This window comes from Rheinheimera texasensis DSM 17496 (assembly GCF_000711985.1).
Classification (GTDB): Bacteria; Pseudomonadota; Gammaproteobacteria; order Enterobacterales; family Alteromonadaceae; genus Pararheinheimera; species Pararheinheimera texasensis.
The window spans coordinates 1,419,386-1,444,050 of the sequence record NZ_KL544005.1 but is presented as its reverse complement, the minus strand read 5'-3'; the positions used below and the strand labels follow the sequence as shown (position 1 = coordinate 1,444,050).

Below are 24,665 nucleotides of genomic sequence, written 5' to 3'. Positions count from 1 at the left end.
ACCGGCCTGTTACCGGTCCGGTCTGGGAGTCAAAGTGAACCTGATATGCTGTGGTAGTTTTGTTGGGTTCGTGCTTCTCGCACTGCTGGGCAGTGTGAATGCAGCAGCGGCCGCACCATTGTTAGAGCTGCCGTGCCAACGCGCTGTGGTCAGCCGCTCCGCCACCAATATGCCGCCATATTCGTTTTTGGACGAAAAACAACAGCTCACCGGTTATCGCATTGAATTTATGCAGCAATTGTTCGGCCGATTGGGCTGCAAGCTGGAGGTCCTGACGGATTCACCTTGGAAGCGTGCAATGATGCTGCTGGAAAGCGGCGAAATTGACGTGCTGATGAATGCTTCAAAATCGTCCGATCGGGAAGCTTACGCCTGGTTCTCGACACCTTACGAAGATGAAAAAGTCGCGGTATTTGTCGCGGCAGCGCAGCGCGACCAGCTGCGACTAAAACAGCTGGCTGACATTGCGGAAAAGGGCTATAGCGTCGGGATTATCCGTGGCAATTTTTATGGTTCGCAATTTAGCGCTTTACTGGAGCAGCCGGCTTTTCGCAAAAATGTAGTGGAGGCTATTGATAAGGCTGCGCTTTATCAGTTTGCACTACGGGGGCGGGTGCAGCTCTATCTGGATTATTTTCCCAATGGTTTGCTGGCGCTGCGCGATGAAAAGCTGGACCAGCAAATAGTGCGCTACCCAATCCCTCCCATCACTATTGGGCAGGTGCATTTTATGCTGAGTAAAAAAACTGTCAGCGCGGAATTTGTCCGGCAGTTGGATTTGGCGTTGACCGACATGCTGCGCGACGGTTCAGTGCGCAAATTACAGTACAAATATGGCGTGATGCCTGAATAACTTAGCCTGAGGATTTTTTGGCGCGCGGATGCGCTGCGTCATACACCTTGGCCAGATGCTGAAAATCCAGATGGGTATATACCTGGGTCGTGCTGAGGTTGGCGTGGCCCAGCAGTTCCTGTACTGCACGTAAATCGCCGCTCGATTCCAGCAGATGGCTGGCAAAAGAATGTCTGAGCATATGCGGGTGCACATGTTGCGACAACCCCTGACGCCGCGCCCATAATTCCACACGTTGCCGGACATGCCGCGCTGAAATGCGGCGTTTCTGTTTGCTCAGAAACAGTGCATCCGGCTCATCACCGACAAAAGCCGGTCGGCGTTGCAACCAGCGCTGCAGTGCTTTTTCTGCCAGCGAGCCAATCGGCAACACCCGGATTTTATTGCCTTTGCCACGTACGCGGATTTGCTGTTCACTCCAGTGAATATCGGCAAGATTGGCACTAACCAGCTCGTCGAGGCGCAGGCCGGAGGAATAAAACAACTCTAAAATGGCGGCATCGCGCACCGCCAGATCATCGTCCGGTTCATCAATATCGAGCAGCCGTGCCATTTCATCGACATCGAGATTTTTCGGCAACGGTTTGGCGGTTTTCGGCACTTTCAGATACAAAGTCGGGTTGTCGGTTCTGTGCCCTTGCTGCTGCAAATAACGATAAAAACTGCGCAGCGCTGCCAGCCGTAACGCCAGACTTTTGGGTTTCAGGCTTTGCCGGCAGCTGAGGATATGTTGTTGTAATTGCCGTTCGGTCAGTTGTAGCCAGTCCGGGTCGGTTTGGCTCAGCCACACGGCCTGCAATTGTTGCTGATAAGTCGTCAGGGTTTGCACACTGTAGGCGCGTTCAAATTGCAGGTAAGCAAGAAACTTCAGTAGTAGCGGGTCTGGCGCCAAAGCTGCGGCTTGTTGCTCCTGCGCTGAGGCTGGAGATGCCAGTGGCTGCCGGGTGCTAGCTGCCTTGCTGGCCATAACGTGGCAACACTAAGGCCAGCACTTTGGCGATGTGGTCGATAAACAGCGTATCCATGCTCGGCTGAAAGTGATCATCGAGCTGCGAACCAAAGGCCAGCAATGCCAGCGGCTGGTCGGCGTGGCTGATAAGCAGAAGCGCCACCGAATGAATACTCGGCGGGAACAATGTCGCCATTTCATCGCGGTTCAGCCGGCCAAAATAATAATGCCGGCCTTGTAAGCGGTGTTCAAGCACCAGTTGCAGCGCGGTGAAATGGTCGCCCATGGCTTCGTGATTAAATTCAATCAGATTACAGGCATGCACTTGCGGCATTTTGTTGGCAAAAGCGCTGAGCGCGAGGCGGATGTCAGTTTTTTGCCGCGCCGCTAACAAATCGAGGTGTAACTGGTTCAGCGCAAAGAAAATATGTTCATTTTGCCGGGCGATGGTCATCAATCGGGTTATGTCTTCTTCCAGACCTCTGACCCGTTCGCGCTGCAACTCCATCTGACGTTCAACCAGCGACACTGCGCCGCGCTGTGCATGCGGCAAACGCAGTCGCGACAGCAATTCCGGGTGATGCTGAAAAAATGCCGGATGTTCCAGCAGGTACTGATACACCAGCTGGTCATGCAGATAACCGTGCTTAAGTTCATTTACGTCTGTGACGTCCGTCATAACACCATTTGTCCGTCAAACACATGTTCAGCCGGTCCGGTCATTTTGACCGGCTGGCCTGGGCCGTTCCAACGAATTTGCAGACTTCCGCCCGGTAAGTCAACCCGGACCTGCGTCTGCAAGGTTTTTTGCATCTGGCCGACTACGGCGGCGGCACAGGCACCAGTACCGCAGGCCAGTGTCTCGCCGGCGCCACGTTCCCATACCCGCAGTTTGATATGACCAGGATTGATGACCTGCATAAAACCGATATTGGCGCGTTCCGGGAAGCGCTCGTGGTTCTCGAAAATCGGCCCCCACAACTTCACCGGCGCGGTTTGAATATCGTCAACGGTGATCACCGCGTGTGGGTTGCCCATCGACACCACTCCACACAGGGCCGTTGCGCTATCGGTGCCGTCGTCGCCATGCAGAATGTAATTGAGTTCCTGCTTTTGCGCCTTAAACGGCACTTTGGCCGGCTCAAATTGCGGAATGCCCATATTCACGGTGACCTGACCGTCCTGCTCAACGTACAACACAATTTTGCCGGACTTGGTACTGACGGCAATTTTGTATTTATTGGTCAGGCCTTTGTTGCGGACAAACTTGGCAAAACAACGGGCACCGTTGCCGCATTGTTCCACTTCAGAACCGTCTGCGTTAAAAATGCGGTAGTGGAAATCCAGATCCGGATCATAAGGCGGTTCCACCATCAGCAACTGGTCAAAACCCACACCGAAGTTACGGTCAGCCAGCTGTTTGATTTGTTCTTTGGTCAGGAAAACGTTCTGGCTGACGGCATCCACCACCATAAAATCGTTGCCCAGACCATGCATTTTTGAGAACTGTAATAACATGCCGTTCGGTACCGCCTTGTATCAGGTTGGCAGCAGCTGCTCGCCGCGCCATAAATCTGCCCACTGTTCGCGTTGGCGCACCAGATGGACCTGATCGCCGTCGACCAGGATTTCAGCGGCGCGTGGCCGACTGTTGTAATTCGAACTCATGGTAAAACCATAAGCGCCGGCAGAACGCACCACCAGGTAATCGCCAGGTGCAATCGCCAGCTCGCGGTCTTTGCCGAGGAAATCGCCGGTTTCACAGACCGGGCCTACCACATCATAAGTCTGGGCTTGCAGGTCTGGTTTCAACCGGACCGGAATAATGTTCATCCAGGCACTGTAAAGCGCCGGCCGGATCAGGTCATTCATTGCCGCATCGACAATGGCAAAATTCTTTTCCTGGCCCGGTTTTAGAAATTCGACTTTAGTCAGCAGAACCCCGGCGTTGGCCATAATGGCGCGGCCCGGTTCAAACACCAGCGTTAACTCCGGGTACGCATCCAGCCGTTTTAATACTTCGGCGGCGTATTCGCTTGGGTGTGGCGGGGTTTCGTCAAGATAAGTCACGCCGAGGCCACCACCGATATCCAGATGCGACAACGTAATGCCGTTACTTTTAAGCGTATCAACCAACACCAGCAGTTTGTCCAACGCATCCAAAAACGGCTGGGTTTCAGTCAGCTGTGAACCGATATGGCAATCCACACCACAGACTTTCAGGTGGCTGAGGCTGGCGGCATATTGATACATCTGTGGCGCGCGTAAGATGTCGATACCGAATTTGTTGGCTTTAAGGCCGGTTGAAATATAAGGGTGGGTTTTGGCGTCGATGTCCGGATTAACCCGGATGGAGATTGGCGCGATTTTGCCAATACGGGCAGCCACGCTTTGAATACGGTCCAGTTCCGGTTCGGATTCGACGTTAAAACATTTAATGCCGGTGTTGAGCGCAAACTCGATTTCGGCTTCCGTTTTACCGACGCCGGAAAATACTACTTTGGCCGGATCGCCGCCGGCCTGTAATACGCGACGTAATTCGCCTTCAGAAACGATATCAAAACCGCTGCCAAGCCGCGCCAGGATATTCAGCAGCGCAATATTGCTGTTGGCTTTGACGGCATAACACACCAGATGAGCGCGGTTACCGGCGGCGTCCGCAAAAGCGCGGTAATGCCGTTCAATAGTAGCGCGGGAATACACATAAGTGGGTGTGCCGAACTGGGCTGCGATGTCGGCTAATGGCACTTGTTCGGCCAGCAGTTGCTGGTTTTGATAATGAAAATAATCCACCTGAAATTACCCTTGCTGATCGGATTGAACGGGTTGAGACGTAGCAGGCTTGGCCGGCGCAGGTTCTGCTGCGGGTGGTGGATCTTTGGGCAAAGTGAGCGGGCCTTTCTGACCACAACCGGCCAGCAGCAACAGCGATAAACCCAGAATTCCAACCGATAAAGACGCAGCGTGCATGATTTTTATTTCTTTGAAGCTTGAGCGCTCTATAATCGCATCCTTAACAGCAAAAGCAAACAGGTGAAGCGGATGAATGACGTAGAATATGATGAGTTAACCGATGCCGTCTTGCTGGCAGTGGAAGAAGCCTTTGAGCAGCTGGACCTGGATATCGATACGGAAAATCATGGTGGCTTAGTCAATGTGATTTTCCCGGATCGCAGTAAAATTGTGATTAATAAACAAGCACCTTTGCATCAGCTGTGGGTTGCGACCAAATTTAATGGTCACCATTTTGAATGGCGCGACGGGCAGTGGATTGATAACAGAACCGGTATCGAGTTCTGGCAGTTATTAGCAGAAGCGGGCAGCAAGCAGGCTGGTGCCGCCATCAGTTTCGGATAATCAGCGGATGAATAATCTCTCTTACGTCGATGTCGCAGCACCGGGCCCGGTCAAAGCTGCAGTGATTTGGTTGCATGGTCTGGGTGATTCCGGCCATGGTTTTGCGCCGATAGTGCCGGAGCTGCGTTTGCCGGCTGGTCACGGCATCCGCTTTTTATTTCCGCATGCGCCGGAGCGGCCAGTCACTATCAACAACGGTTTTGTCATGCGCGCCTGGTATGACCTAAAAACCATGGACTTACAAAACCGCGCCGACGAAGAAGGCGTGCGCCAGTCGGCAGCCCAGGTGCAGACGCTGATTGAAAAAGTCATCGCCTCCGGTGTGCCGGCGGAAAAAATTCTGCTGGCGGGGTTTTCGCAAGGCGGCGTGATTGCGCTGCATTTATTACCGCGTCTGCCGTATAAAATCGCCGGTGTGATGGCGCTCTCCACTTATATGGGTATGCCGGATAAGCTCAAAGCCGAAATGACTGGTCACAATAAAGCAACGCCGGTGCTGGTGGCGCATGGCACTATGGACGATGTGGTGCCTTTGAGCGCTGGTAAGGCGGCTTTTGACGCATTAAAATATGCCGGTTTTCAGGTCAGTTGGCTGGATTACCGCATGGCACACAGTGTGTGCGCGCAGGAAGTGGCGGATTTAAGCCGCTTTATCCAGCAGCGGTTGCTGCAACCTGCTGAGTCTTTGTAACTAAACGCGCTAACAGGAATTAATAGTGTCCGAAGCTGCATCCAGACTGACAGTTAAAGTGAAATTACATCCGGCGGCCTTGCCACCGGAGACTGATACGCCTGTTGTGCAGCCGGCACCCTGGTCAAAAACCCGCATCACGCTGGCATCTTTGATGTTAGTCGGGGCAGGTGTGGCTGGTTATCAGTTTTTGTTGCGGCCGGTGGAGCCACTGAAACCGGCAGTTACCGCTGAACCTGAGCAGGCCGCGCAATCAACAGTACAATCCACAACAGCCGCAGCTGCCGTCATTGCCACATCGCTGTCGAACCCTGTTGAACCACAACACGCAATCGCGACGACAGCGGTGGAATCTGTTGTTCAGCCTGCAGAGCCTGAGCCTGCCGTGTCAGAGCCAGAAGTGGTCAGCCAGTCCAAACCGGCGGCAGAGCCGCAACCCTCTGCGTCAGTGCAACAAGCCACTGCCACGCCCGCAGAAAACATCTCCGCAGCAGAGAAGATGGTATTGCCGCAAGGCTTTAGCCGCATTGTGCTGACCGATCAGATGAATAACCTGCAACCGGGCAAAGCGGTGGGCCAGCAGATTGCTTTTTCACAAATTAAACGGCTGTATCTGTTCACGGAATTAAAAGACTACGCCGGTCAAATCCTGCGCCATCGCTGGTATTTCCACGACACCCTGCATACCGAAGCGGTGCTGACAATCGAAGATTCACCGTGGCGAACCTACAGCGAAAACTGGCTGCTGGACGACCAACGTGGCCCCTGGCGGGTCGAGATTGTTGATCAGACGCAAAAAGTGATCTTTCAGTACAGTTTCACTTATCAATAACGGCTATAATAGCGCCACTTTTTTTGCCGTGCGGTCAGTGCATACCGGCCGGCGGTTCCAGCTCTGATATTCACAGGTTTTCTGATGACTCAACGCGTACGTATCGCTACACGCAAAAGTGCTCTGGCGCTGTGGCAAGCTGAATATGTCAAAGCCCGGCTGGAATTTTTCCACCCAGGTTTAGTGGTAGAACTGGTACCGATGTCGACCCAGGGCGACAAAATTCTCGATACCCCGCTGGCCAAAATTGGTGGCAAGGGCCTGTTTGTCAAAGAACTCGAAACCGCCATGCTGGAAGATCGTGCCGATATCGCCGTGCACAGCATGAAAGATGTGCCGGTGGAATTTCCTGAAGGCCTGATGTTATCGACCATTTGCGAGCGCGAAGATCCGCGTGATGCCTTCGTTTCTAATCACCATTCCAGCCTGGACCAACTGCCACATGGCGCAGTAGTTGGGACTTCAAGTCTGCGCCGGCAATGCCAAATCAAGGCGTTGCGGCCAGATCTGCAAATCCGTGATTTACGCGGCAACGTCAATACCCGGTTAGCGAAGCTCGATGCCGGCGAGTATGACGCTATCATTCTGGCTGCTGCCGGCCTTATCCGTTTAGGTTTTCAGGCGCGGATCGCCACTTATCTGCCAGTCAGCCAAAGCTTACCTGCCAATGGCCAGGGCGCTGTTGGTATTGAATGTCGCAGTGATGACGCGGCGGTGCGGGCTTTGTTAGCGCCGCTGGAGCATACCGCAACCCGTCAGGCGGTATTGGCAGAACGGGCGATGAACCGTGCGTTGCAGGGCGGTTGCCAGGTGCCGATTGGCGCTTTTGCTGAAATTGACGGTGATCAGTTACACCTGCGGGGCCTGGTCGGCCAGCTCGACGGCCAGCAGATTTTACAGGCCGAAGTCCGTGGCGCTGCCAGCGATGGTGAAGCTTTAGGTCAGCAATTGGCACAAAAGTTACTGGCGCAAGGCGCCGGCGCTATTCTGGCTGCTGTATACGGCGAATCGCACTGATTATGCTGCAGCTGCCACCGGATCCATTCAGCGTATTAATCACCCGGCCCGCCGGGCGGGCGGACAGCCTGCTGGCCGGGCTGGAGCAGTTGAGTATTCCGCATGCCTACCAGCCATTGATCACCACCCAACAGGTGCCGGTGAAACCACGTGAGCAGCAGCTGTTGCGCGATGCCGAACTGGTAATTTTTGTCAGTATCGCGGCGGTCACTTGCCTCGAAACGCAATGCGACCTGACTCAACTGGAGGCACCGCTGTTTGCGGTGGGCCGCACCACGGCGGCAGCGCTGCAACGTGCCACGACCAAGCCGGTGACAGCGCCGGACGACCAACGCAGCGAAGGCCTGCTCGCATTGCCAGAACTGCAGGATGTAGCAGGCAAACATATTGTGATTGTGCGTGGCAATGCCGGCCGCGAGCTGATTAAACAAGGCTTGTTGGTGCGCGGCGCCAAAGTCAGTTATGTGCAGAGTTATAAAAGAGTGCCGTTACCGCTGGATGGTCAGCGCTTGTCTGACCAGTGGCGTCAGCAGCAAATACAATGTATCGTAGTGACCAGTAACGAAATTTTATCTCTGCTGTTTCAATCGCTGCCGGACAGCGCCCACGACTGGTTACGCCAGCGTTGTTGGGTTTTGATCAGTCCGCGGATGCAGGAAACTGCGATCAGTTTTGGCATCGTGCCCGCGCAGATTATGTTGGCCGACAGTGCGCACGATCAGGCGTTACTGGATGCCATTTGTCAGTTAAGAAGGAAATTCCATGAGCGAACAGAGTCCGGTGCTGGCCACTGACAGCACGCCTGCGGCAGCAAAACCCGTAGCAGCGGGCGGGGGCAAACTGGCCCTGACGCTGGGCAGTCTGGCCTTGTTAATTGCGCTTGGCGCTGCTGCGGCGGCTGGTTGGGCGATATACAGCCTGCAACCGCAGCTGAATTCGATGTCGGAACAACAACAAAGTCTGACCAATCAGCAGCAAAGCCAAATCAGCTTTTTCCAGAGCAAGCTCGACGAAATGCAGCAAAATCTGCAACAACAGCTGACTGTGGTGTCAGCAGACGTCAATGGCAAAGTCGAGCAGCAGGCGCTGGCCGCGCAGACAGAACTGCAAAAACTGCAGCAACAACTGGATCGTCAGTCCGGCAATATCAAAGGCTGGCAGCTACTGGAAATTGATTATTTCCTGCGCCTCGCCGAACAGAAATTATTCCTTGAGCAAAATATCTCCGGTGTGCAGCAAGTGCTGGAGCTGGCGGAGCAACGCTTAAAACAGGCGAATGACCCGAGCCTGACGCCGGTGCGTGAAGCCATTGACCAGGACAAACGCATGTTGGGCGAATTGAATGCGCCTGATCTGAACCAGCTGCACCTGACGTTATCCAGCCTGCGTCAGCAAAGTCTGGTGTTACCGCTGCGTCAGTCTGAACGGCCGATGGATAACGGTACTGAAGAAGAAATCACTGAAGACAGCGCCGACTGGCAAGCCAATCTGGCGCTGTACTGGCGCAACTTCTGGCGCGGTTTAGTCCAGGTGCGGGCCAGCTTGCCGGAAGATGGTGTCAGCCTGACCGCCGAGCAACAAATTTCCGTGCGCAACACCTTGACGCAACAGCTGCTGCTGGCGGAACTGGCGGCGATGCAGCATAACCAAGCGGTGTATGCGGCAGCTATTCAGCAAAGTGCCGATAGTCTGCAACGTTATTTTGCCGCGACCGAACCTGCAGTACAGCAAATGGCGGATGAACTGGTGGTGTTGTCAGCGTTGCAGGTCAGTTTGCCGCTACTGGCGCCGCTGAAAAGCCCGGCCGTGTTTGATGCTTACCGTCAGGGTACGCTTGAAGCGGAGTCGGCTTTATGATCCGCCTGCTATTCGCCATGCTGGTGCTGGCGCTGGCGATGTTATTTGGGCCAGTGCTGGCCAATCACCCGGGGTATGTGATGCTGGTGCTCGGCGGCGTCACCGTCGAAGCGACAGTGGTTGGTATGCTGCTGAGTCTGTCAGTGGTGGCTTTCGCTTTGTGGCTGGTGTGGTGGCTGGTGAAACGGCTGTTCCATTTACCAACCTTATCTTTTAGTTTTCTGCGCTCTCGTAAAGAGCGGCGGGCCCGTCAGGCGTTACAGCAAGGCATGATGGCCTATGCGCGGCACGATTGGGTTGCGGCGCATCAGTCCTTTCAGATCGCGCGGGCCGAGCCTGAGTGGGAACACATCAAGCAAGTGATGGCGGCCTACAGCGCGCAACACGCCGGTCAGCCGATGCTTGCCAATCAGGCAGCGGCCGCGCTGGACCCGGATGAATCAAGCAGCTGGTATGTTGTGGCGGATTTGTTGTTGTTGCAAAACAATGCGCCGGCGGCCGTAGCTTACCTGACGCCTAAAGCGGCTGAGATTGGCAAAGACGGTAAACTGGGCCGGCTCTGGTTGCAGGCGCTGCAAAGCGCGGGGCAATGGCAAACCTTGCTGGAGCAGGTACCGATTGCGATCAAGCAACAATGGTTTAGCAAAGCCGACTGGCAGCAATATCGTTTTGCGCTGTATCCGGCAGCGGTGCTGGGCTTATCGGAAAAAGGCCTGTTTGATGAGCAGGCCGCGTATTGGCAGGCGTTGCCGGCGCGTGAACGTAAATCGCTAGCGGTATTATTAGGCAAAGCCGGTGCGTTGGCCGTTCAGGGGCAGCCGGAGCAGGCAGAAAAATTACTGCTGGATAATTTATCGCTGCAGGACCTGCCTTTAGCCTGGCCGGCGATTCGCCTTATTCCGCTTGGCCGTTCAGTGCTGGCGCTGCGGAAACAAACCCAGCATTGGTTGCGTGACCATGCCAATCATGGCCATTTGTATGCACTGCTGGCCTATTGTGCCCAGCAGGAAGGCGAAAGTGAACAGGCACAGGCGGCCTGGCACAAAGCCCAGCAATATCTGCCGTTATTAAAATCCGAGCCGTTGCCGGGTTAGGCCATGACGGCTGCCTTGTGTTATGGCTTGCCCGCCGTGTGGCAAGCCGACGCACAAATCCTCATTCTCGGTAGTTTGCCGGGCGTCGCCTCACTGCAGGCGGCGCAATACTACGCCCATCCACGTAATCAATTCTGGCCACTGCTGCAGCAGCTGTTTGGCATCGATGTCAGCTTGCCCTACGATGAGCGGCTCGCCGCGCTTAAGCAGCACCGGCTGGCGCTGTGGGACTTAATTGGCGCGGCAGAACGCCGCGGCAGCCTGGACAGTGCTATTACGCCTGCCAGTATTCAGCTCAATGATTTCCCGGCATTGTTGCAGCAGCTGCCCGCGCTACGGGCCGTTTGGCTGAATGGCGGTACTGCGGCCAAATCCTGGCAAAAGCTGATCAAGGCAGGGCTAAGCCTACCAGCTACAGTGCAGGTGTTTGCGCTGCCTTCGACCAGCCCGGCGCATGCCGCGCTTAGTTTTACCGACAAGCTGCAACCTTGGCAGCAAGCGTATCAACAAACACTCGCAATACATACAGGGGAGTCATGATGAGTCAAATCAGCTGGGATGATTTTATGCAGGTGGAATTACGTGCCGGCACTATTGTAGCGGCAGAGCCGTTCCCGCAGGCGCGCAAACCGGCGTGGAAGCTGACCGTCGATTTTGGCGCCGAAATTGGCACGCGCCGTTCCAGCGCGCAGCTGACGGCGTTGTATCAGCCAGAACAGTTAATTGGCAAACAGGTACTGGCTGTATTGAATTTTCCGCCGAAGCAAATTGGGCCTTTTGTTTCGGAATGTCTGGTGACTGGCTTGTATCGTGAGGATGGTGCTGTGGTACTGGCGGTGCCAGACCAGCCGGTGCCCAATGGCGCCCGGCTGGCCTGATCTGTTATAACGCGGCTTTGAGTTCTTTTGCTGTCTCGTAGCCTTTGGCAATGGCCTGATCCAGCATTTGTTCACCGGCTTTTTGCTGACCATCGATGATGAGTCTGGCGCCATTCCAGGCTAAGACCACCGGGTCCTGTTGTTGTAACAGATATTGTTCCCAGCGCGGATCTCTTGATGCCATGATCCGTTGCGCTTCCAGCTGTCCGCCGCGCGCTGCCTGCTCCCACCAGTAGGTGTCTGTGAAGGTTTCCGGAATGCGATGCAGTTGGACCAATTCATGACGCTTACTTCCGTTGGCGTATAAGCGGTATTCACCGGCCGGGACCTCGCGTTTCGTCAGTTGCTGTTGTAATAAACGGCCTTCGAACTCTGTTTGTTTGTGTTCAGGCCAGGCTTTGACCTTGATGACTTTGCCTTGCGCGTCCAACTGAACGTCCGCACTGCCTTTAAAGCCTTCTGGGAGCTCCAGACTGACATTAAGACGTTTGGCGCGTGCAAAATACCAATCCGGCAGTGGTCCGAGACTCGGCGGTAATGCCGGGTCTACGAGAGTCGCGCTACTGGCGCTGATGTTGGCTAAGGTTAGCACCGACCCCAGCGCAGCCTGATGCGTAGGCGAACCTAAAGCAGCATATTCCCATAATTTGTGTTCATTCATATAACGATGCAGGCTTTGGGGCTGAAGTGGGCCCAATGAAAATTCCAGCACGACCTTGCCAATAAACTTGCCTTTGCCAGGCTGGTATTGCCAGCCTTTCATCGCCTTGATTGCCGCCCGGTCAAACAGGCCTTTGGGGTAGGAATCCAGCGTGTCTATCGCTTCAACATTGCCAGCTTCATTAACCAGAAAGCGCATGGTCACATAACCAAAGGCGCCTTTTTGCGCGGCTTCTTTGGGAAACTCCGGTTCCCGGCGTTTCACCGGTTCACGCCATTCAGCGTTGTCTTTGGCAACCGGTGGCTCAATCAGTTTTGCCGGCACTTTGACCTGAGCTTGCAGTGTCGCCAGCTGTTGTTGCACTTGCGTTTGCTGAGTAGTGTCGAGTTTCGCTACAACCTGCTGATACAACTCGTTAGCCTTGGGATGACCCAGTTCAGCGGCTAAAGCAAAGTAGCTGGCGGCGCGGACTAAATCCTGTGGCTGGCCTTCGCCGTTATAGGCCATGGCGGCGAGATTAAATGCTGCCTGCTCGCTGCCTAGTGGTAACAGCGCATTAAATTCGCTACTTGCTTTGGTAAAGTCTTTTTGATCATAGGCTTGCAGTGCAGTGAGCAAATCGGCTTGGGTGGTAAATGCGCTGAAAAGCAGCGCCAGCAGTGCCAGTTTACGCATCGAAAGTTCCTTTTCGGGGGAAAATAGAAATCTATTCTAGTTATTGTTACATAGGCACTGCAAATATTTCATGTTTTGCTTGCGAAATTCCCGCTTTTTGCTGATTGACACTGCTACGGTCATTGCCGCATATTAAAAATCCCTTGATGCAAATTTGTGCAGAGTACCGTGATGCCGCAAAACCCAAACTGCTGGTTGTTGCTGTCACAACAGGTTGGTAAACCTGCCAATCTGCACGCCTGTGCCACTGATTACCACTTGTCTGAGTGGTTCGACCTATAAGTTTTTCCCCCACGCTATAACCCGGAATTCCGGCATCCCGCTGTCTTGCGCCAGTGGGGCGCCTGAAGCTATCGGCCTGTCCGGCCGCGTACTGTTTGACCTTTAAACACAACAACAAAAACAGGAAAGCAACAATGAGAGCATCGTTCAAAACGGTCGCGCTGGCGACTTTGTTATTGGCGGGCAGCCCTGCGCTGGCCGCTTGTTTGCAGCAGGAAACTGAAAACAACAACACTGAGGCGAAAGCCAATGCTGGCCTTTGCAGTGGTCAGGTGCTGAATGGCACTATCGGCAGCAGTTCTGATGTTGACTGGTACAGCTTTGACACCGCAGGCACAGGCGATATCAGTGTCAATCTCAATCATGGCACCAGTGCCGACTTTGATTTTTATCTGTACCGCAGCAGTGGCAGTTATATTTTGTCGGGCCAGAGCAGCAGCAGACCTGAAACCGGAACTTACCGCGCCGCGAGCGCCGGGAAGCATTTTATAAAGGTCGCGCGTTACAGCGGCACAGGTAGTTATGGCCTGACCGTGACTTTTAACGGCAGCGCTTCGGGTGGCGGCGGGACTACACCACCAGCCAGCTGTAGTTATGGTGCCCGGCCCGCCAAGCCCAGCAATCAGACCAGTTATTTAGTCGGTGGCAGTGCTGATGTTTGCCCGGTATTGACTGCAGGTCAGGGCGCTTTATTACTGATGGGCGGCGGTACAGATGTAGATGCGGCATTCAGTAACAGAGTGGGGCCGCAGATTAAAGGTGGGAACATCGTGGTACTGCGCGCGACAGGTACCGATGCCTACAACACTTACTTGCAGGGTTTAACCAGTGCCGCTTCGGTCGAAACCTTATTGGTTGATACTGTGGCCAAAGCCAATTCGGCTTATGTGGAATGGGCGATTAAATCCGCCGAAGCGGTGTTTATCGCCGGCGGTGATCAGTCGGCTTATCTGAATGCCTGGCAAGGTACTTTAGTTCAGAGCGCAATCAAGCATGTTTATGACAAAGGCGGTGTGGTGGGTGGCACTTCCGCTGGTGACCATGTACTGAGTCAGCATGTTTACGATCCGGATGGCGTCAGTGGTGCCGTCAGCAGTGAAGTGGTGACAGATTATTGCCATAACACCATCAATATCAGCAGTAATTTCCTCAGCTTCCCGCAGCTGGCCAATACGCTGAACGACACCCATTTCCGTCAGCGTGACCGCATGGGCCGTTCGGCCGTATTTCAGGCCAAACTGGGCAGTACAGGCCGGGTGATTGCGGTTTCAGAGGCGACGTCTTTGTTTGTCACCGCCGACGGCCAAGGTATTGTCGACGGCACCAATGAAGTCTATGTGCTGCGCGCTGATGCCCAGACGCAATATACCCAAACCACCTGTGGTAAGCCGGTCGTGATCAAAGATTTACTGCGCTTTAAACTGTTGCCGGGCGAAAGTTATAACCTGCTCAGCAACAGCACGACCGTGACACCAATCCGGATCAGTATCGACGGTCGGAATACGGCGTTTTATACGCCGGTAAGCCCTTACTAAGCCGTCTCAGAGGCCGGTTGCGGCGCATTTGGCGTGCGTTGCAACCTGGCTGCAGGCGCGCCGCCGGCCAGCCAGTTCAATAGCGGCACGCGGCGGATAATTTCATAGCCCACGCCACAGCCCAAAATAGTCAGACTGATCAGCAACACAGCTTCCACGCCGTCATGCAGCTGCAATGGCTGCAGCGCCACGGCAAATACAACGGTCAGGGTTTGATGCAGCACATACCAGGGCAGAATAGCGGCTGAGGCATAGCGACGGATCTTGCCGGTTGGGTCAAACGCTGGTTGTTGTAAATAAACGGCGGCAAAGGCCAGGGCAGCGCCGAGCCAGGCCCAGTGATTGAGCACGGAGACCCCGCTATACAGTAGCTGTAATCCAACCGCGCTGTCGTCCAGACCGTCAAACATGTCGTGATTGTCCAGCACCACCAGTGCGTAACCCACTAACGCCGTCGCTAACAGGCCATAGCGCCAGCGTGGTAATACCGCCCACCAGTGTTTTTGCAGCACCAACAGATAACCGGCAACAAACACCAGGCCATATTTGGCATGGTTATACCAATCATCGAGCAGGGCATGCGTGCTCGGATATTGTTCACGTAAAGTCCACACAGCCCACAGATGGAGGCTCACCAGGACAGTGGCATAGCACCAGAGCGGCAGCTTACCAGTCAAAGCCGCCAGACGTTGCAGCAGGCTATGTAGCGGTAACAATAGCAGCGAGTAGCAGAATAAATACGGCAGAAACCACAGATGATTCCAGGTTAACAGGCCAATAGGGCTATGGTGTTCGCGCAATAAATCCGTATTGGGGTTGCTATATTGCCACCAGAACCGCAGGTAACCGGGTTCAATCAATTGCTGACTGAGTGCCTCGAAATACACTTGCGGCACCACCACGACAAACATGCCAAATAACAGCGGCACTAACAGCCGGCTGGTGCGCAGGCGTAACAAAGTCCAGCCACTGAATTTGGGTCTTGCTATCGCCAGCGCCATACCGCCGAGTAAAAATAATAACGACATGCGCCATGGGTTGGTCAGTTTCATCAGGTCCTGTAGCCATTCGTATGTCTGACTGTTTTTCACATGCCAGCCCCAGTCCGCCACGTAATACATGCCGCAGTGATACAAAATAAGCAGCGCAAAAGCGCTGATGCGTAGCCAGTCCAGATCGGCTCGACGTTGATTCACCAGTTGTGTCATGCTGAAGTCCAAAAGTTATGTCAAAGGTCAGTGCTATTGCAGCTGAACGGGCGTGCAGACACCACCGGACAATAGGTTTGTGGTGGATTTGAGGGATAACAGGTGGATAGCTGTGACGAACATTGTTGAAGGGATAGCCCGGCGGCGCGACCAGCAATGGTGGGTGGAGACGTTAAGCCGGCGGCCATTGCTGTACGCCTGGCTGGTGTATGCCGTGTTTATCTTGCTGAATAACAGTATTGAAGCCAACACCGTCTGGCTGGAGCACAGCCGCGACCCGCTGAATACACTGGACTGGTGGGAACCCTGGTTATGGGAAATCAGCAGCGCAATAGGCACTTTAGTGTTGGCTCCGCTGTTGTTTTTAAGTTTTGACCGCCAGCCGCTACGCTTTAGCCAGCCGCTGCAGCAATGTCTCTGGCATCTTGTGGTCTCCACCTTGTTTTGTTTTGGCCATGTCGCGTTGATGGTGGCACAACGTGAACTGGTGTATGGCTGGTTAGGGCAGTCCTATGATTTTGGCCCGCTGGCGCGGGAGCTTTGGTACGAATACCGCAAGGATGTCTGGGGTTATCTGAATCTGCTGGTGACTTACCAGCTGTGCGCCATGGTGTGGCGGCGTCTGCGTGGTGAAGCGTCAATGCTGGCCGTTGCTGAAACTGAAACCGCTGAGTTTACGTCTGAGGCGCCAGCAGCAATCCCGGCAGAATCAACAGCTAAACCCTTGCAGCACCTGCTGGTGAAAAAACTCGATAAAGAATTTTTACTGGCCGTGAGCACTATCGAATATCTGGAAGCCTGCGGCAATTACGTGAATCTGCACAGCCATGGCCGAATCTATCCGTTACGTAGCACGCTGAGCCAGCTGATTGAACAGCTGGCTCAGCAGGGCTTTAGCCGGGTGCATCGCAGTTATGCCGTCAATCACGCATTTGTCGCCGAGCTGAGTTATGAACCCAGCGGCGACGGCGATATTCGCTTAAGCAGCGGTGTGACAGTTCCATTGTCACGCCGCTATAAAGATGAATTTCGCGCCGGGTTATTGCCCGGACGCTGAGCAAAAACTACCGGTATCCTGGCAGAAGTGGCTTAGTCGGTTAAATGTTTACTCAGCCGCGCCAGCAATTCACCTTCAATGGCCACGGCTTTGCCACTGCGCTGATCGAGGCAAACAAAAGTAATGTCAGCGTCTGCCACCACAGTGTCAGTGCCGGCAACGGTCACCACCTGATGGATCACGGCGCTTTTGCCGCCGATTTTCGAAAATTGGGTGGCGATTTGTAAGGTTTGGCCATTGGTGGCGGCATTACGGTAATTAATATTGATATTCACGATGACCCAGGCCAGACGTTGGCTGGTGAAATACTCCACGTCACCGCAATCTTCCAGATAAGCCCAGCGCGCTTCTTCTAAAAACTCCAGGTACCGCGCGTTGTTAACGTGCTGATAAATATCTAAATGATAACCGCGGACTTTAATTTGGGTCAGATGTGGCATTGGTTGCTCTCTGGTTGGACCTGTTTTTGCGCATTGTGCAGAAAATGCCGGGCGACGGCAATCAATTTGACTTCAGCCGCCGCCGTAACGCCCACCAGCCAGCTGCTGCCAGCAACAACCCTGCTGTTCCACCTAAGGCCATATCACGCTGGCGCGGCAAGCTGGCTTTGAAGTTTGTCTGCAGCCGTTTTTCCGCGCTGACTGCGTCTGGCTCCGGGCAACGAATGCCAAAGTCAGCGCCCCAGGGCACGTAAGCACCATTTTGCAGATACTGGCGATAATACTGCTGCGCCACTTCCGGGTCCCTGTTGATCAGCCAGGTTGTCGCGGCACATAAACTGGCGGCATAAGCCTGGCTGTTCTGCGGCCAGAGTTCAGCGCTTTGCGCGGCGAGATCTGCCGCGACATAACGATAATGAAACCTTTTATCCGGCTCGGGTGCTGTCTGCGTCAGCCGCTGTTGTTCTGCCGCCGGGATTGGCCACAGCGGCGGCGTGTCGGTTTGATAAAACTCAAACTGGCCGTAAAACACCTGATAATCCGGTGCTAATTCATAACCCAGCAGTTCAAGGCCGTGTTGGCGGGTTAGCGTTGCCAGCTGAAACAGTGCGTCGGCGCGCCCGAGCTGGCCGAAATCCAGTTGCAGATAAAGACCGATGCGTTCCAGCTGGTGTTGCAGTGCGTTGGCATCGCTCTGTTGTTGTAGCTGCTGATATTGTCTGGCCAGCTGTTGCAGCTGGGGCTCAACAAAATAACGCTGTGCGGTGTCGGTCTGGCCTTCACGCAGCAGACGGCGCGCCAGAAGCTGCCGGAGTAACGTATTAGGTTCGGTATCGCCAAACCATGACCACTGACTTTCAGCCTTGGGCTGTCCTTGCGGCACTTCCGTATCAACAAACTGCTGCAGCTCTGCTGTGGTCAGCACGCGCTCGGCGATATAAGCGGTGTCCTGCCAGAATTCGCTGCCGGCCTGATACAACAGCCGCAGCGCCTGCAGATACTCACCACGCTGCAGCGCCAACACGCCAGCTTCGGCTTCAACGCGGCATTGCGTCTGTAGTTGTTTGCGGCTGATTTGGCGGCTAAAAGCTTCGTCGTATTGGAATTCAGGTGCTTTGGCCGGCGCAGGCAAAGTGGTTGGGAAGGCCTTGCTGGCCTTGGCGTAGGCGGTAGCTGCGGCCGCTAAGTCGTTACTGCGTAGCGCCAGTTTGGCACTAAGCCACCATTTCAGCGGGCTGTCGCTGGCTTGTTTGAGCAGCACAGCCGCGTTGTCGTATTGGCCTTGCTGGTAACTGACCGCGGCCAACTCCAGCGCATTAGCCAGCTGAATATCCGGAGTTTGTTGTAGCAGCTGCAGCAATCGCGTGAGCTGCTGCGGCGCGCTGTATTGCAGCCCGGATAACTGCGTCAGCAGATAAATGCTCAGCAAGCGGCTGACCGCGGGCTGTTGCAACAGAGGTTGTAGCTCTGCATCCGGTTTGGCCAGCAGCTGGCGGCTGAGTTGCAGCAAAGACGCATAGCCCGAGGCACCATAATGCGCCTGCGTGGCATACAAGCCAATGGCTTGCGGCCACTGCTGCTGCGCCAATAACAGCCGCGCTTCTTCGCCGAGGCTGGCGACGGCCAGTTGCAGTGGATCGGCGAGTCCCTTGCTTACTTCCGCGCGCAACTGTTGCCAGAGTTGGATGGCCTGGTCGGGGGCAGTGTCAGCTTGCAGTCTGGCCAGGCTATAGAGCGCCCAACTGCGGCGTTGTTGTTGCGCGGTGGTGGGTAAAGCCAGCACTTGTTGAAACAGCGCTGCAGCCGCTTTCGGGTCTTTGGAGAACATCACAGCGCCAGCGGTGTAGAGACGCAATTCGTCGCTGAGATTTTTGCCTGCTGCTAATACTGCAGCAGCATCGGTTTGTTGGCGCATGGTGGCGATCAGCTTCGCCTGTTCGGCTGGCAATAACTGCTGTTCAGCTTGCTCTGTGCTGCTTACCAGCCGGTTGGCCTGATAGTCATATTGGCTTTGGAAAGTTTTTTCTGGTAAAGGCCAGGACGTCGGCAGGCTGGCTAATTGCGTCACCAACACGGCGAATTCCGGTTCTGGCAGGTTTTGCAGGTGTGTGCCGCGGTCTGACAGTAACTGCAACGGAAAATCCGGCCCACAGCTCAGTGCCGGAGTACTGCCAAGACTGAGCAGGACAACAGATGCCAACGCTGAATAACGAAAATACGTCATAAAAATCCCTTTAATCTGCCGGTGAGCTGAAGACATGTAACTGCTGACAACGTATCCAGGCCACAGTTCGCGCTTGCTGTGGTGCTATTTGTGTGGTGTCTGCCGTGGTTTGTTTGCGCTGCAACCACCAGTCGCCGCCTTGTTGTTGCCACTGATAGCCGTCAATGGCGTCGCCGCCTAAACATTGTAAACCGCGAAAACTGAGTTTGTCCGGCAGCAGTGCACTGAGATTGCCGGTGTTGCGAAGTACAACATCAAAGCGGCCTTGCCCGGGTTTCAGTTCGGTGTGAAGTGTCGCAACCAGCGTTTCGCCGCGCACCAGCGCCTGCAAGGTTGGCAGCGGCCAGCTGCGCTGGTCGTCCGGTAACGGCAAACGAAACCAGACAATCCCCTGTACCTGTGGCAAAGACTGAGTTCGCAGCCAGCTCAAAAAATCGGCCACCGCCTCAGGCCGGCTCAGCAACGCCTGACGCTCTCCTGCGACAGGCAGCATGGTTTCACTTTCGACGCGGCCGCCGTCAGCGGTAGTAATGAGCGCCGAATGATAGGCCGGCAGCGCCAGAAACAGCGGGCAGGGCGTGGTCGCCGCTGCGTTCTGTGTCCATTGTTTTGCTTTGCTGCTGTCAAATAAACCCTGGGCTGGTGATAGCACTGAATGCAGTTGTAAGGTCAGCTGATCTGCGGCCTGGCACAGCGCCGGATAATGTTCAGACTGGAGCCAGTCCGGCAACGTGGTGATCTGTAGCGACAACGACGTGGGCAATTGTTGACGCAGTGCTTGCAGCCACAGGCGGTAGGACGCTAAAGCGGCGCGGGCGGCGTCATAGTCTATTTCGATGGCTGAAACTGTGACCCCGGCTTGCTGCGCTGCGTCGAGCTGCGGTTGCAATTGCTGCCAGGCCACAGCGGCGTCTGGCAGTTGCGACAACTGGCCATCCAGCCGTAGCACCAGTGTGATTGGACGTTGATCCTGTGCCAACAAGACCCAGTCGGGCGCTGCGATGGTCCAGGCCGGGCCTGTGGTACTCAAGTGAAATTGCTGGCTGAATACCCGCAGCGCAGAGAAATCAGCTTGGGTTTGCTGCAGGGCTTGCGAATGTGCCGGTCGCCAGACGCGCTGCCAGATATAAACATGCTGGGCAAAAGCCGGTGTTGGCTGGACAACAGCGGGCGGTGTGCAACCCGCTATCAGGCAAGTCAGCAGCCATGTTAAACAACGTCGCCAGGCGAGTCGCTTCACAATGGCTGGTTAAATCCAGGCAAAAGCGTCGGCATACATATGGCCGCGCTCAGCCCCGGCGGCGAGGAAAGCGTCCCGTACCGCTTTGACCATCGGGAATGGGCCGGCGATATAAATGTCGTAACCTGCCAGCGACGGAATATCTGCCAACAGCGCTTCATGCACCAGGCCGGTGCGGCCTGACCAGTCGCCGGTTGGTTCCTGCAATACGGTGATGAGATCAAGGCCTGGGCGCATTTCCTGCAACTCAGCCAACTCTTGCTGATAATACAGCGCCGATTCATTGCGCAGGCCCCAATACAACGTCACTGCGCGGCCGTCCGGCTGCTGTGCTAAGGCTTTGGCGATGCTGCAAACGTAGGAGAAGCCAGTGCCGCCGGCCAGTAACAACACAGGCCGGCTGCTGTCCGGGCGCAAATAGGCTTCACCGAGGCCAACCTGAATGAGCACGGCTGCGTTGTCCTGCAAATGGGTCAGCGCCTGACTGGCGTAAGCGTCTGTGACATTACCGCCAATCTGCAGTTCGATAAATTCATCGCCGGGTGCGCTGGCAATCGAAAAAGGTCTTTTGTCACTGTCGGACAAAAAAATCTGTAAATACTGGCCAGGCAGATAATGCACAGGTTCCTGCGGTTTTAACCGCACCCGGCGCACGCCGGCGGTTAAGGCTTCGATACTGACCACATCAGCCAGCACTTTATTGCTGGCGTTGAGGGAGAACTGTTCTGACATCGCGGTTTCGTCTCTGTTGGCTCAGGGCCGGATAAATGGATGGTGTAACACCAGATCACTGCCGGCAAAGGCCTGACAGCCGTATACAAATTTTTGTTCAACATCAGTGGGGCTGAGCGGTGACGGGTCGTCATAGCGCACGTCACCACTTTTTAACCGGCAGACGCAGGAGGTGCAAACCCCCTGGCGGCAGCGATGCGGAAAATCGATACCGGCGCTTAACGCGGCATCCAGCAGCGTTTCCGTCGGACTGGCGGTAAAAGTGACGCCGGATGGCTCAATCCGCACTAAAAACCTGCTGTCTGCCATCAGTATAAGCCCCGTGGTTGCACCGGTAGTGGAATGTCCAGCGAATCCCACATTTCATCGACTTTTTGCTTCACATCTTCGCGCATCACGATAGGTTCGCCCCATTCGCGCGTGGTTTCGCCCGGCCATTTATTGGTTGCGTCCATGCCCATTTTAGAGCCAAGACCCGACACCGGCGAGGCGAAATCCAGATAATCAATCGGTGTGTTTTCGATAAGCAAAGTGTCACGCGCCGGGTCCATCCTGGTGGTGATGGCCCAAATCACATCCTGCCAGTCGCGGGCGTTAATGTCATCGTCACAGACAATAACAAACTTGGTGTACATGAACTGACGCAAAAACGACCAGACGCCCATCATCACGCGTTTGGCGTGGCCCGGGTACTGTTTTTTCATCGTAACCACAGCAAGACGGTACGAACAACCTTCCGGCGGCAGATAAAAATCAACAATTTCCGGAAATTGCTTTTGCAGCAGCGGAATAAACACTTCATTCAGCGCCACGCCTAAAATCGCCGGTTCATCCGGTGGCCGGCCGGTGTAAGTGCTGTGGTAAATCGGTTGTTCACGGTGCGTGATGTGGGTGACGGTAAACACCGGGAAGGAATCGATTTCATTGTAATAACCAGTGTGGTCGCCATAAGGGCCTTCCGGTGCCATTTCACCCGGCTCCAGATAACCTTCCAGTACAAACTCGGCGCTGGCCGGCACCTGCAAATCATTGCTGATACATTTGACCACTTCGGTGTTGTCGCCACGCAGCAGGCCGGCAAAAGCATATTCAGACAAGGAATCCGGCACCGGCGTGACGGCACCTAAAATGGTTGCCGGGTCTGCACCCAAGGCCACAGACACCGGAAAACGCTGGCCCGGATGGGCTTTTTGCCATTCGAGGAAGTCCAGCGCGCCGCCACGGTGTGACAACCAGCGCATAATGACTTTGTTTTTACCCAGCACCTGCTGACGGTAAATTCCCAGATTCTGCCGCTCTTTGTGCGGGCCGCGGGTGACAGTTAAACCCCAGGTGATCAAAGGCGCGGCGTCGCCGGGCCAGCAGGTCATCACCGGTAATTTGGTTAAATCGACGTCAGCGCCGCTTTTCACCACTTGCTGACAAGGCGCTTTACGCACTTCTTTTGGTGACATATTCAGCACCTGCTTAAAAATCGGCAGCTTGCTGAACGCATCTTTTAAGCCTTTTGGCGGCTCAGGTTCTTTTAAAAACGCCAGTAATTTGCCGACTTCTCTAAGCGCCGATACTTCGGTCTGACCCATACCGAGCGCGACGCGTTCCGGCGTGCCAAACAGATTCGCCAGCACCGGAATGTCGTACCCTTTGGGATTTTCGAATAATAAGGCAGGGCCACCGGCACGCAGCGTGCGGTCAGCGATTTCGGTCATCTCCAGCACCGGGTCGATTTCGGCGCTGATGCGATGTAACAGGCCACGTTGTTCCAGTTGTGCGATGAAGTCTCGTAAGTCTTTGTATTTCATTCAGGACCTGCTGAAAAGGTGCCGGTAATGGACCGGCATTATACAGTGAAGCCGGCGCCCGCCAAGGGAGTCTCGGCAGGCGACCTGGTGATTAGCGCTTTTTATTACGGGCGCTGAGCTGTTTCAGTGCAGCCTGAACCGAAAAGTTATAGTGCTGCTGCGCCGGATTGTGCTGCAGGCTGAAACGGCGAAAATCAATATGGCGCCATTGGCCCGCCCGCAACAACGGCTGATACTGCGGCAGATTCTGCCTGGTCAGGATATCCAGCTGCAACAAAGGCACATCGGCGAAGGGCGTGGGTAATTTGCCGTGCACGTGGTCATAAATCAGCACCAGCGCAAACGCGGCCATCGTAAAGTGGCCGCCGGCTGAGGCGGTTAACTGGCCCTGCGCTATGGCTTTTTGCGCTTCCGGGATCCAGTCAAAACCGCCGACACAATATTGCCCGGCCGTCGCCGGCCCGAGAGTGTCCAGTACGCCCAGTGCCATCCAGTCTGACGCCGCCCAAATCAGCCGGCTACCAGGATAACGCCGCAGCAGCTGGCGGCTTTGTTCGGCGGCGAGCTTTCGGTCCCATTTGCCAATAACCAGCTGATGCACAGTGCCACCGCGCTGGCGCATCGCCTGATAGACGCCTTCAGCGCGCCGGTCAGTTTCATAATTGATCATGCCGTTAATACCGATCAGCTGGTCGGCGTCGGGGCAGGCTTGTTGTAAGGCCATGGTCAGTTGCTGGCTGGCCTGCACATTGTCGAAATACAGCTCTGCCAGCCAGTTCGGGTAGCGTTCGCCGGGCCGGCCGACCTTAGGTACTTCTTCCGGCTGCCACATGTGTTCCAGCGTGATAATTTTGACCGGATATTTCGCCAGCAATTCCATCAGTTGTACACCGGCGCCGGTATAGGGCTGCACTATGGCATAGTCCGGCTGGTGTTTTTGCAGGTACTCCGTCAGTTTTTGCTGCTGCAGTAACCGGTTGGCGTCGCCGTTGATAATGGTCAGATCCAGGTCCAACTGTTCGGCCGCGACGCGGGCTGCCGCTTCTACCTGCATAAAAAACGGGTCAGAGATCAGTGATGGATTGACGAACAGAACCGAAGGCCGGGCTGAGGCAAAAAATGGCAGCAGGCAACAGCAGAGCAACCAGCGCATACAGAGGTTCTCGTTCAGATCAGCAAAATATATTCAGTGTATGCTGAGGGCGACAGGCCCGGCAAATTTGTAGGTACAGCAATTGTGCTGGTCAACCGGACCGGCCTTCCCGTAATATAAGCCATCCA

The 24,665-nt window shown here is 54.9% G+C and carries 27 protein-coding genes; 12 read left to right on the top strand and 15 right to left on the bottom strand.

Translation table 11 applies throughout. From position 1 onward, the window contains the following. Window positions 1–94 precede the first annotated feature (94 nt). Window positions 95–853: a substrate-binding periplasmic protein gene (locus Q399_RS0117030; RefSeq protein WP_031570600.1), complete on the top strand. Its 759-nt coding sequence runs from the start codon at window positions 95–97 to the stop codon at window positions 851–853. 1 nt (window position 854) lies between these two features. Here the strand turns inward: Q399_RS0117030 and Q399_RS0117025 are convergent, their stop codons facing one another. Genes Q399_RS0117025 through lptM form a run of 5 tightly spaced genes read right to left on the bottom strand, consistent with a single transcriptional unit; the run spans window position 855 to window position 4,772 of the window. Next, a complete protein-coding gene (locus Q399_RS0117025; RefSeq protein ID WP_031570598.1) occupies window positions 855–1,820 on the bottom strand; it encodes a tyrosine recombinase XerC in 966 nt (321 codons plus the stop codon). After that, entirely contained in the window at window positions 1,801–2,481 is a 681-nt protein-coding gene (locus Q399_RS0117020) for a DUF484 family protein (RefSeq protein ID WP_031570596.1), read from the bottom strand. Before Q399_RS0117020 ends, Q399_RS0117025 begins: the two co-directional genes overlap by 20 nt. After that, window positions 2,478–3,320, bottom strand: coding sequence for a diaminopimelate epimerase (dapF, locus tag Q399_RS0117015; protein WP_031570594.1), 843 nt, complete (start codon window positions 3,318–3,320; stop codon window positions 2,478–2,480). The genes Q399_RS0117020 and dapF overlap by 4 nt, the downstream gene beginning before the upstream one ends. A gap of 21 nt (window positions 3,321–3,341) precedes the next feature. Beyond that, window positions 3,342–4,595, bottom strand: a complete 1,254-nt coding sequence (lysA, locus tag Q399_RS0117010) for a diaminopimelate decarboxylase (protein WP_031570592.1) — start codon at window positions 4,593–4,595, stop codon at window positions 3,342–3,344. Window positions 4,596–4,601: 6 nt separating this feature from the next. Beyond that, window positions 4,602–4,772: an LPS translocon maturation chaperone LptM gene (lptM, locus tag Q399_RS21970; RefSeq protein ID WP_084164448.1), complete on the bottom strand. Its 171-nt coding sequence runs from the start codon at window positions 4,770–4,772 to the stop codon at window positions 4,602–4,604. A gap of 72 nt (window positions 4,773–4,844) precedes the next feature. Here lptM and cyaY point away from each other — a divergent pair, with 72 nt between their 5' ends. From cyaY to Q399_RS0116960, 9 genes are all read left to right on the top strand, one after another. After that, window positions 4,845–5,159, top strand: coding sequence for an iron donor protein CyaY (gene cyaY, locus Q399_RS0117000; protein WP_031570590.1), 315 nt, complete (start codon window positions 4,845–4,847; stop codon window positions 5,157–5,159). Between the two features lie 7 nt (window positions 5,160–5,166). Then, window positions 5,167–5,850, top strand: coding sequence for an alpha/beta hydrolase (locus Q399_RS0116995; protein WP_031570588.1), 684 nt, complete (start codon window positions 5,167–5,169; stop codon window positions 5,848–5,850). 25 nt (window positions 5,851–5,875) lie between these two features. Then, window positions 5,876–6,682, top strand: coding sequence for a DUF2914 domain-containing protein (locus Q399_RS0116990; RefSeq protein ID WP_031570587.1), 807 nt, complete (start codon window positions 5,876–5,878; stop codon window positions 6,680–6,682). An 84-nt stretch (window positions 6,683–6,766) separates the two neighbouring features. Continuing rightward, complete coding sequence (hemC, locus tag Q399_RS0116985) at window positions 6,767–7,699, top strand: hydroxymethylbilane synthase (protein WP_031570586.1); 933 nt, start codon at window positions 6,767–6,769, stop codon at window positions 7,697–7,699. Window positions 7,700–7,701: 2 nt separating this feature from the next. Further along, window positions 7,702–8,493: a uroporphyrinogen-III synthase gene (locus Q399_RS0116980; protein WP_031570585.1), complete on the top strand. Its 792-nt coding sequence runs from the start codon at window positions 7,702–7,704 to the stop codon at window positions 8,491–8,493. Then, a complete protein-coding gene (locus Q399_RS0116975; protein ID WP_051686104.1) occupies window positions 8,462–9,556 on the top strand; it encodes a uroporphyrinogen-III C-methyltransferase in 1,095 nt (364 codons plus the stop codon). The genes Q399_RS0116980 and Q399_RS0116975 overlap by 32 nt, the downstream gene beginning before the upstream one ends. Then, window positions 9,553–10,650 carry a heme biosynthesis HemY N-terminal domain-containing protein gene (locus tag Q399_RS0116970; RefSeq protein ID WP_031570583.1) on the top strand — a complete coding sequence of 366 codons (1,098 nt, stop codon included), beginning with the start codon at window positions 9,553–9,555 and terminating at the stop codon, window positions 10,648–10,650. The genes Q399_RS0116975 and Q399_RS0116970 overlap by 4 nt, the downstream gene beginning before the upstream one ends. A 3-nt stretch (window positions 10,651–10,653) precedes the next feature. Further along, complete coding sequence (locus tag Q399_RS0116965) at window positions 10,654–11,190, top strand: DNA-deoxyinosine glycosylase (RefSeq protein WP_051686103.1); 537 nt, start codon at window positions 10,654–10,656, stop codon at window positions 11,188–11,190. Further along, window positions 11,190–11,528, top strand: coding sequence for a tRNA-binding protein (locus tag Q399_RS0116960; RefSeq protein WP_031570579.1), 339 nt, complete (start codon window positions 11,190–11,192; stop codon window positions 11,526–11,528). Before Q399_RS0116965 ends, Q399_RS0116960 begins: the two co-directional genes overlap by 1 nt. A 4-nt stretch (window positions 11,529–11,532) precedes the next feature. Here Q399_RS0116960 and Q399_RS21740 read toward each other — a convergent pair whose 3' ends face one another. Together Q399_RS21740 and Q399_RS0116950 are read right to left on the bottom strand one after the other, a co-directional pair. Further along, window positions 11,533–12,864, bottom strand: coding sequence for an energy transducer TonB (locus Q399_RS21740; RefSeq protein ID WP_031570576.1), 1,332 nt, complete (start codon window positions 12,862–12,864; stop codon window positions 11,533–11,535). A 46-nt stretch (window positions 12,865–12,910) separates the two neighbouring features. Further along, a complete protein-coding gene (locus tag Q399_RS0116950; protein WP_031570573.1) occupies window positions 12,911–13,297 on the bottom strand; it encodes a hypothetical protein in 387 nt (128 codons plus the stop codon). Here Q399_RS0116950 and Q399_RS0116945 point away from each other — a divergent pair. Continuing rightward, a complete protein-coding gene (locus Q399_RS0116945) occupies window positions 13,281–14,681 on the top strand; it encodes a pre-peptidase C-terminal domain-containing protein (protein WP_031570571.1) in 1,401 nt (466 codons plus the stop codon). The two genes, Q399_RS0116950 and Q399_RS0116945, sit on opposite strands and share 17 nt — an antisense overlap. Here the strand turns inward: Q399_RS0116945 and Q399_RS0116940 are convergent. Continuing rightward, window positions 14,678–15,889 carry an acyltransferase family protein gene (locus tag Q399_RS0116940; protein ID WP_051686102.1) on the bottom strand — a complete coding sequence of 404 codons (1,212 nt, stop codon included), beginning with the start codon at window positions 15,887–15,889 and terminating at the stop codon, window positions 14,678–14,680. The two genes, Q399_RS0116945 and Q399_RS0116940, sit on opposite strands and share 4 nt — an antisense overlap. A 112-nt stretch (window positions 15,890–16,001) precedes the next feature. On the opposite strand from Q399_RS0116940, the gene Q399_RS0116935 reads away from it, so the two are divergent. Beyond that, the gene (locus Q399_RS0116935) at window positions 16,002–16,946 is read left to right on the top strand and encodes a LytR/AlgR family response regulator transcription factor (protein ID WP_245612904.1); all 945 of its coding nucleotides are present in this window, start codon (window positions 16,002–16,004) and stop codon (window positions 16,944–16,946) included. A gap of 32 nt (window positions 16,947–16,978) precedes the next feature. Here Q399_RS0116935 and Q399_RS0116930 read toward each other — a convergent pair whose 3' ends face one another. The 7 genes from Q399_RS0116930 to Q399_RS0116900 all read right to left on the bottom strand — a co-directional run bounded on the left by Q399_RS0116930 (window position 16,979) and on the right by Q399_RS0116900 (window position 24,537). Continuing rightward, window positions 16,979–17,386, bottom strand: coding sequence for an acyl-CoA thioesterase (locus tag Q399_RS0116930; protein WP_031570566.1), 408 nt, complete (start codon window positions 17,384–17,386; stop codon window positions 16,979–16,981). 61 nt (window positions 17,387–17,447) lie between these two features. Continuing rightward, window positions 17,448–19,610 carry a hypothetical protein gene (locus tag Q399_RS0116925; protein WP_037046568.1) on the bottom strand — a complete coding sequence of 721 codons (2,163 nt, stop codon included), beginning with the start codon at window positions 19,608–19,610 and terminating at the stop codon, window positions 17,448–17,450. A 10-nt stretch (window positions 19,611–19,620) separates the two neighbouring features. Beyond that, entirely contained in the window at window positions 19,621–20,850 is a 1,230-nt protein-coding gene (locus Q399_RS0116920; protein ID WP_051686100.1) for a DUF3142 domain-containing protein, read from the bottom strand. A 9-nt stretch (window positions 20,851–20,859) separates the two neighbouring features. Continuing rightward, window positions 20,860–21,582, bottom strand: coding sequence for an NAD(P)H-flavin reductase (gene fre / locus Q399_RS0116915; protein ID WP_051686099.1), 723 nt, complete (start codon window positions 21,580–21,582; stop codon window positions 20,860–20,862). A gap of 21 nt (window positions 21,583–21,603) precedes the next feature. Next, window positions 21,604–21,891: a 2Fe-2S iron-sulfur cluster-binding protein gene (locus Q399_RS0116910; protein WP_031570557.1), complete on the bottom strand. Its 288-nt coding sequence runs from the start codon at window positions 21,889–21,891 to the stop codon at window positions 21,604–21,606. Next, window positions 21,891–23,384 (bottom strand): 4-hydroxy-3-polyprenylbenzoate decarboxylase, encoded by a 1,494-nt coding sequence (gene ubiD / locus Q399_RS0116905; protein WP_031570555.1) that lies wholly within the window; start codon window positions 23,382–23,384, stop codon window positions 21,891–21,893. Before ubiD ends, Q399_RS0116910 begins: the two co-directional genes overlap by 1 nt. Window positions 23,385–23,475: 91 nt before the next feature. Continuing rightward, window positions 23,476–24,537, bottom strand: coding sequence for an ABC transporter substrate-binding protein (locus Q399_RS0116900; protein ID WP_031570554.1), 1,062 nt, complete (start codon window positions 24,535–24,537; stop codon window positions 23,476–23,478). Window positions 24,538–24,665 lie beyond the last annotated feature (128 nt).

Bases quoted from the DNA above. Each gene is read 5' to 3' on its own strand.
- Q399_RS21740 (WP_031570576.1), bottom strand. From the start codon at position 12,864: ATGCGTAAACTGGCACTGCTGGCGCTGCTTTTCAGCGCATTTACCACC.
- Q399_RS0116975 (WP_051686104.1), top strand. From the start codon at position 8,462: ATGAGCGAACAGAGTCCGGTGCTGGCCACTGACAGCACGCCTGCGGCA.
- Q399_RS0117020 (WP_031570596.1), bottom strand. From the start codon at position 2,481: ATGACGGACGTCACAGACGTAAATGAACTTAAGCACGGTTATCTGCAT.
- cyaY (WP_031570590.1), top strand. From the start codon at position 4,845: ATGAATGACGTAGAATATGATGAGTTAACCGATGCCGTCTTGCTGGCA.
- fre (WP_051686099.1), bottom strand. From the start codon at position 21,582: ATGTCAGAACAGTTCTCCCTCAACGCCAGCAATAAAGTGCTGGCTGAT.
- Q399_RS0116960 (WP_031570579.1), top strand. From the start codon at position 11,190: ATGAGTCAAATCAGCTGGGATGATTTTATGCAGGTGGAATTACGTGCC.
- Q399_RS0116925 (WP_037046568.1), bottom strand. From the start codon at position 19,610: ATGACGTATTTTCGTTATTCAGCGTTGGCATCTGTTGTCCTGCTCAGT.
- Q399_RS0116995 (WP_031570588.1), top strand. From the start codon at position 5,167: ATGAATAATCTCTCTTACGTCGATGTCGCAGCACCGGGCCCGGTCAAA.
- hemC (WP_031570586.1), top strand. From the start codon at position 6,767: ATGACTCAACGCGTACGTATCGCTACACGCAAAAGTGCTCTGGCGCTG.
- lptM (WP_084164448.1), bottom strand. From the start codon at position 4,772: ATGCACGCTGCGTCTTTATCGGTTGGAATTCTGGGTTTATCGCTGTTG.
- Q399_RS0116980 (WP_031570585.1), top strand. From the start codon at position 7,702: ATGCTGCAGCTGCCACCGGATCCATTCAGCGTATTAATCACCCGGCCC.
- Q399_RS0116970 (WP_031570583.1), top strand. From the start codon at position 9,553: ATGATCCGCCTGCTATTCGCCATGCTGGTGCTGGCGCTGGCGATGTTA.
- Q399_RS0116965 (WP_051686103.1), top strand. From the start codon at position 10,654: ATGACGGCTGCCTTGTGTTATGGCTTGCCCGCCGTGTGGCAAGCCGAC.
- Q399_RS0116900 (WP_031570554.1), bottom strand. From the start codon at position 24,537: ATGCGCTGGTTGCTCTGCTGTTGCCTGCTGCCATTTTTTGCCTCAGCC.
- Q399_RS0117025 (WP_031570598.1), bottom strand. From the start codon at position 1,820: ATGGCCAGCAAGGCAGCTAGCACCCGGCAGCCACTGGCATCTCCAGCC.
- Q399_RS0116940 (WP_051686102.1), bottom strand. From the start codon at position 15,889: ATGACACAACTGGTGAATCAACGTCGAGCCGATCTGGACTGGCTACGC.
- dapF (WP_031570594.1), bottom strand. From the start codon at position 3,320: ATGTTATTACAGTTCTCAAAAATGCATGGTCTGGGCAACGATTTTATG.
- Q399_RS0116930 (WP_031570566.1), bottom strand. From the start codon at position 17,386: ATGCCACATCTGACCCAAATTAAAGTCCGCGGTTATCATTTAGATATT.
- ubiD (WP_031570555.1), bottom strand. From the start codon at position 23,384: ATGAAATACAAAGACTTACGAGACTTCATCGCACAACTGGAACAACGT.
- Q399_RS0116945 (WP_031570571.1), top strand. From the start codon at position 13,281: ATGAGAGCATCGTTCAAAACGGTCGCGCTGGCGACTTTGTTATTGGCG.
- Q399_RS0116910 (WP_031570557.1), bottom strand. From the start codon at position 21,891: ATGGCAGACAGCAGGTTTTTAGTGCGGATTGAGCCATCCGGCGTCACT.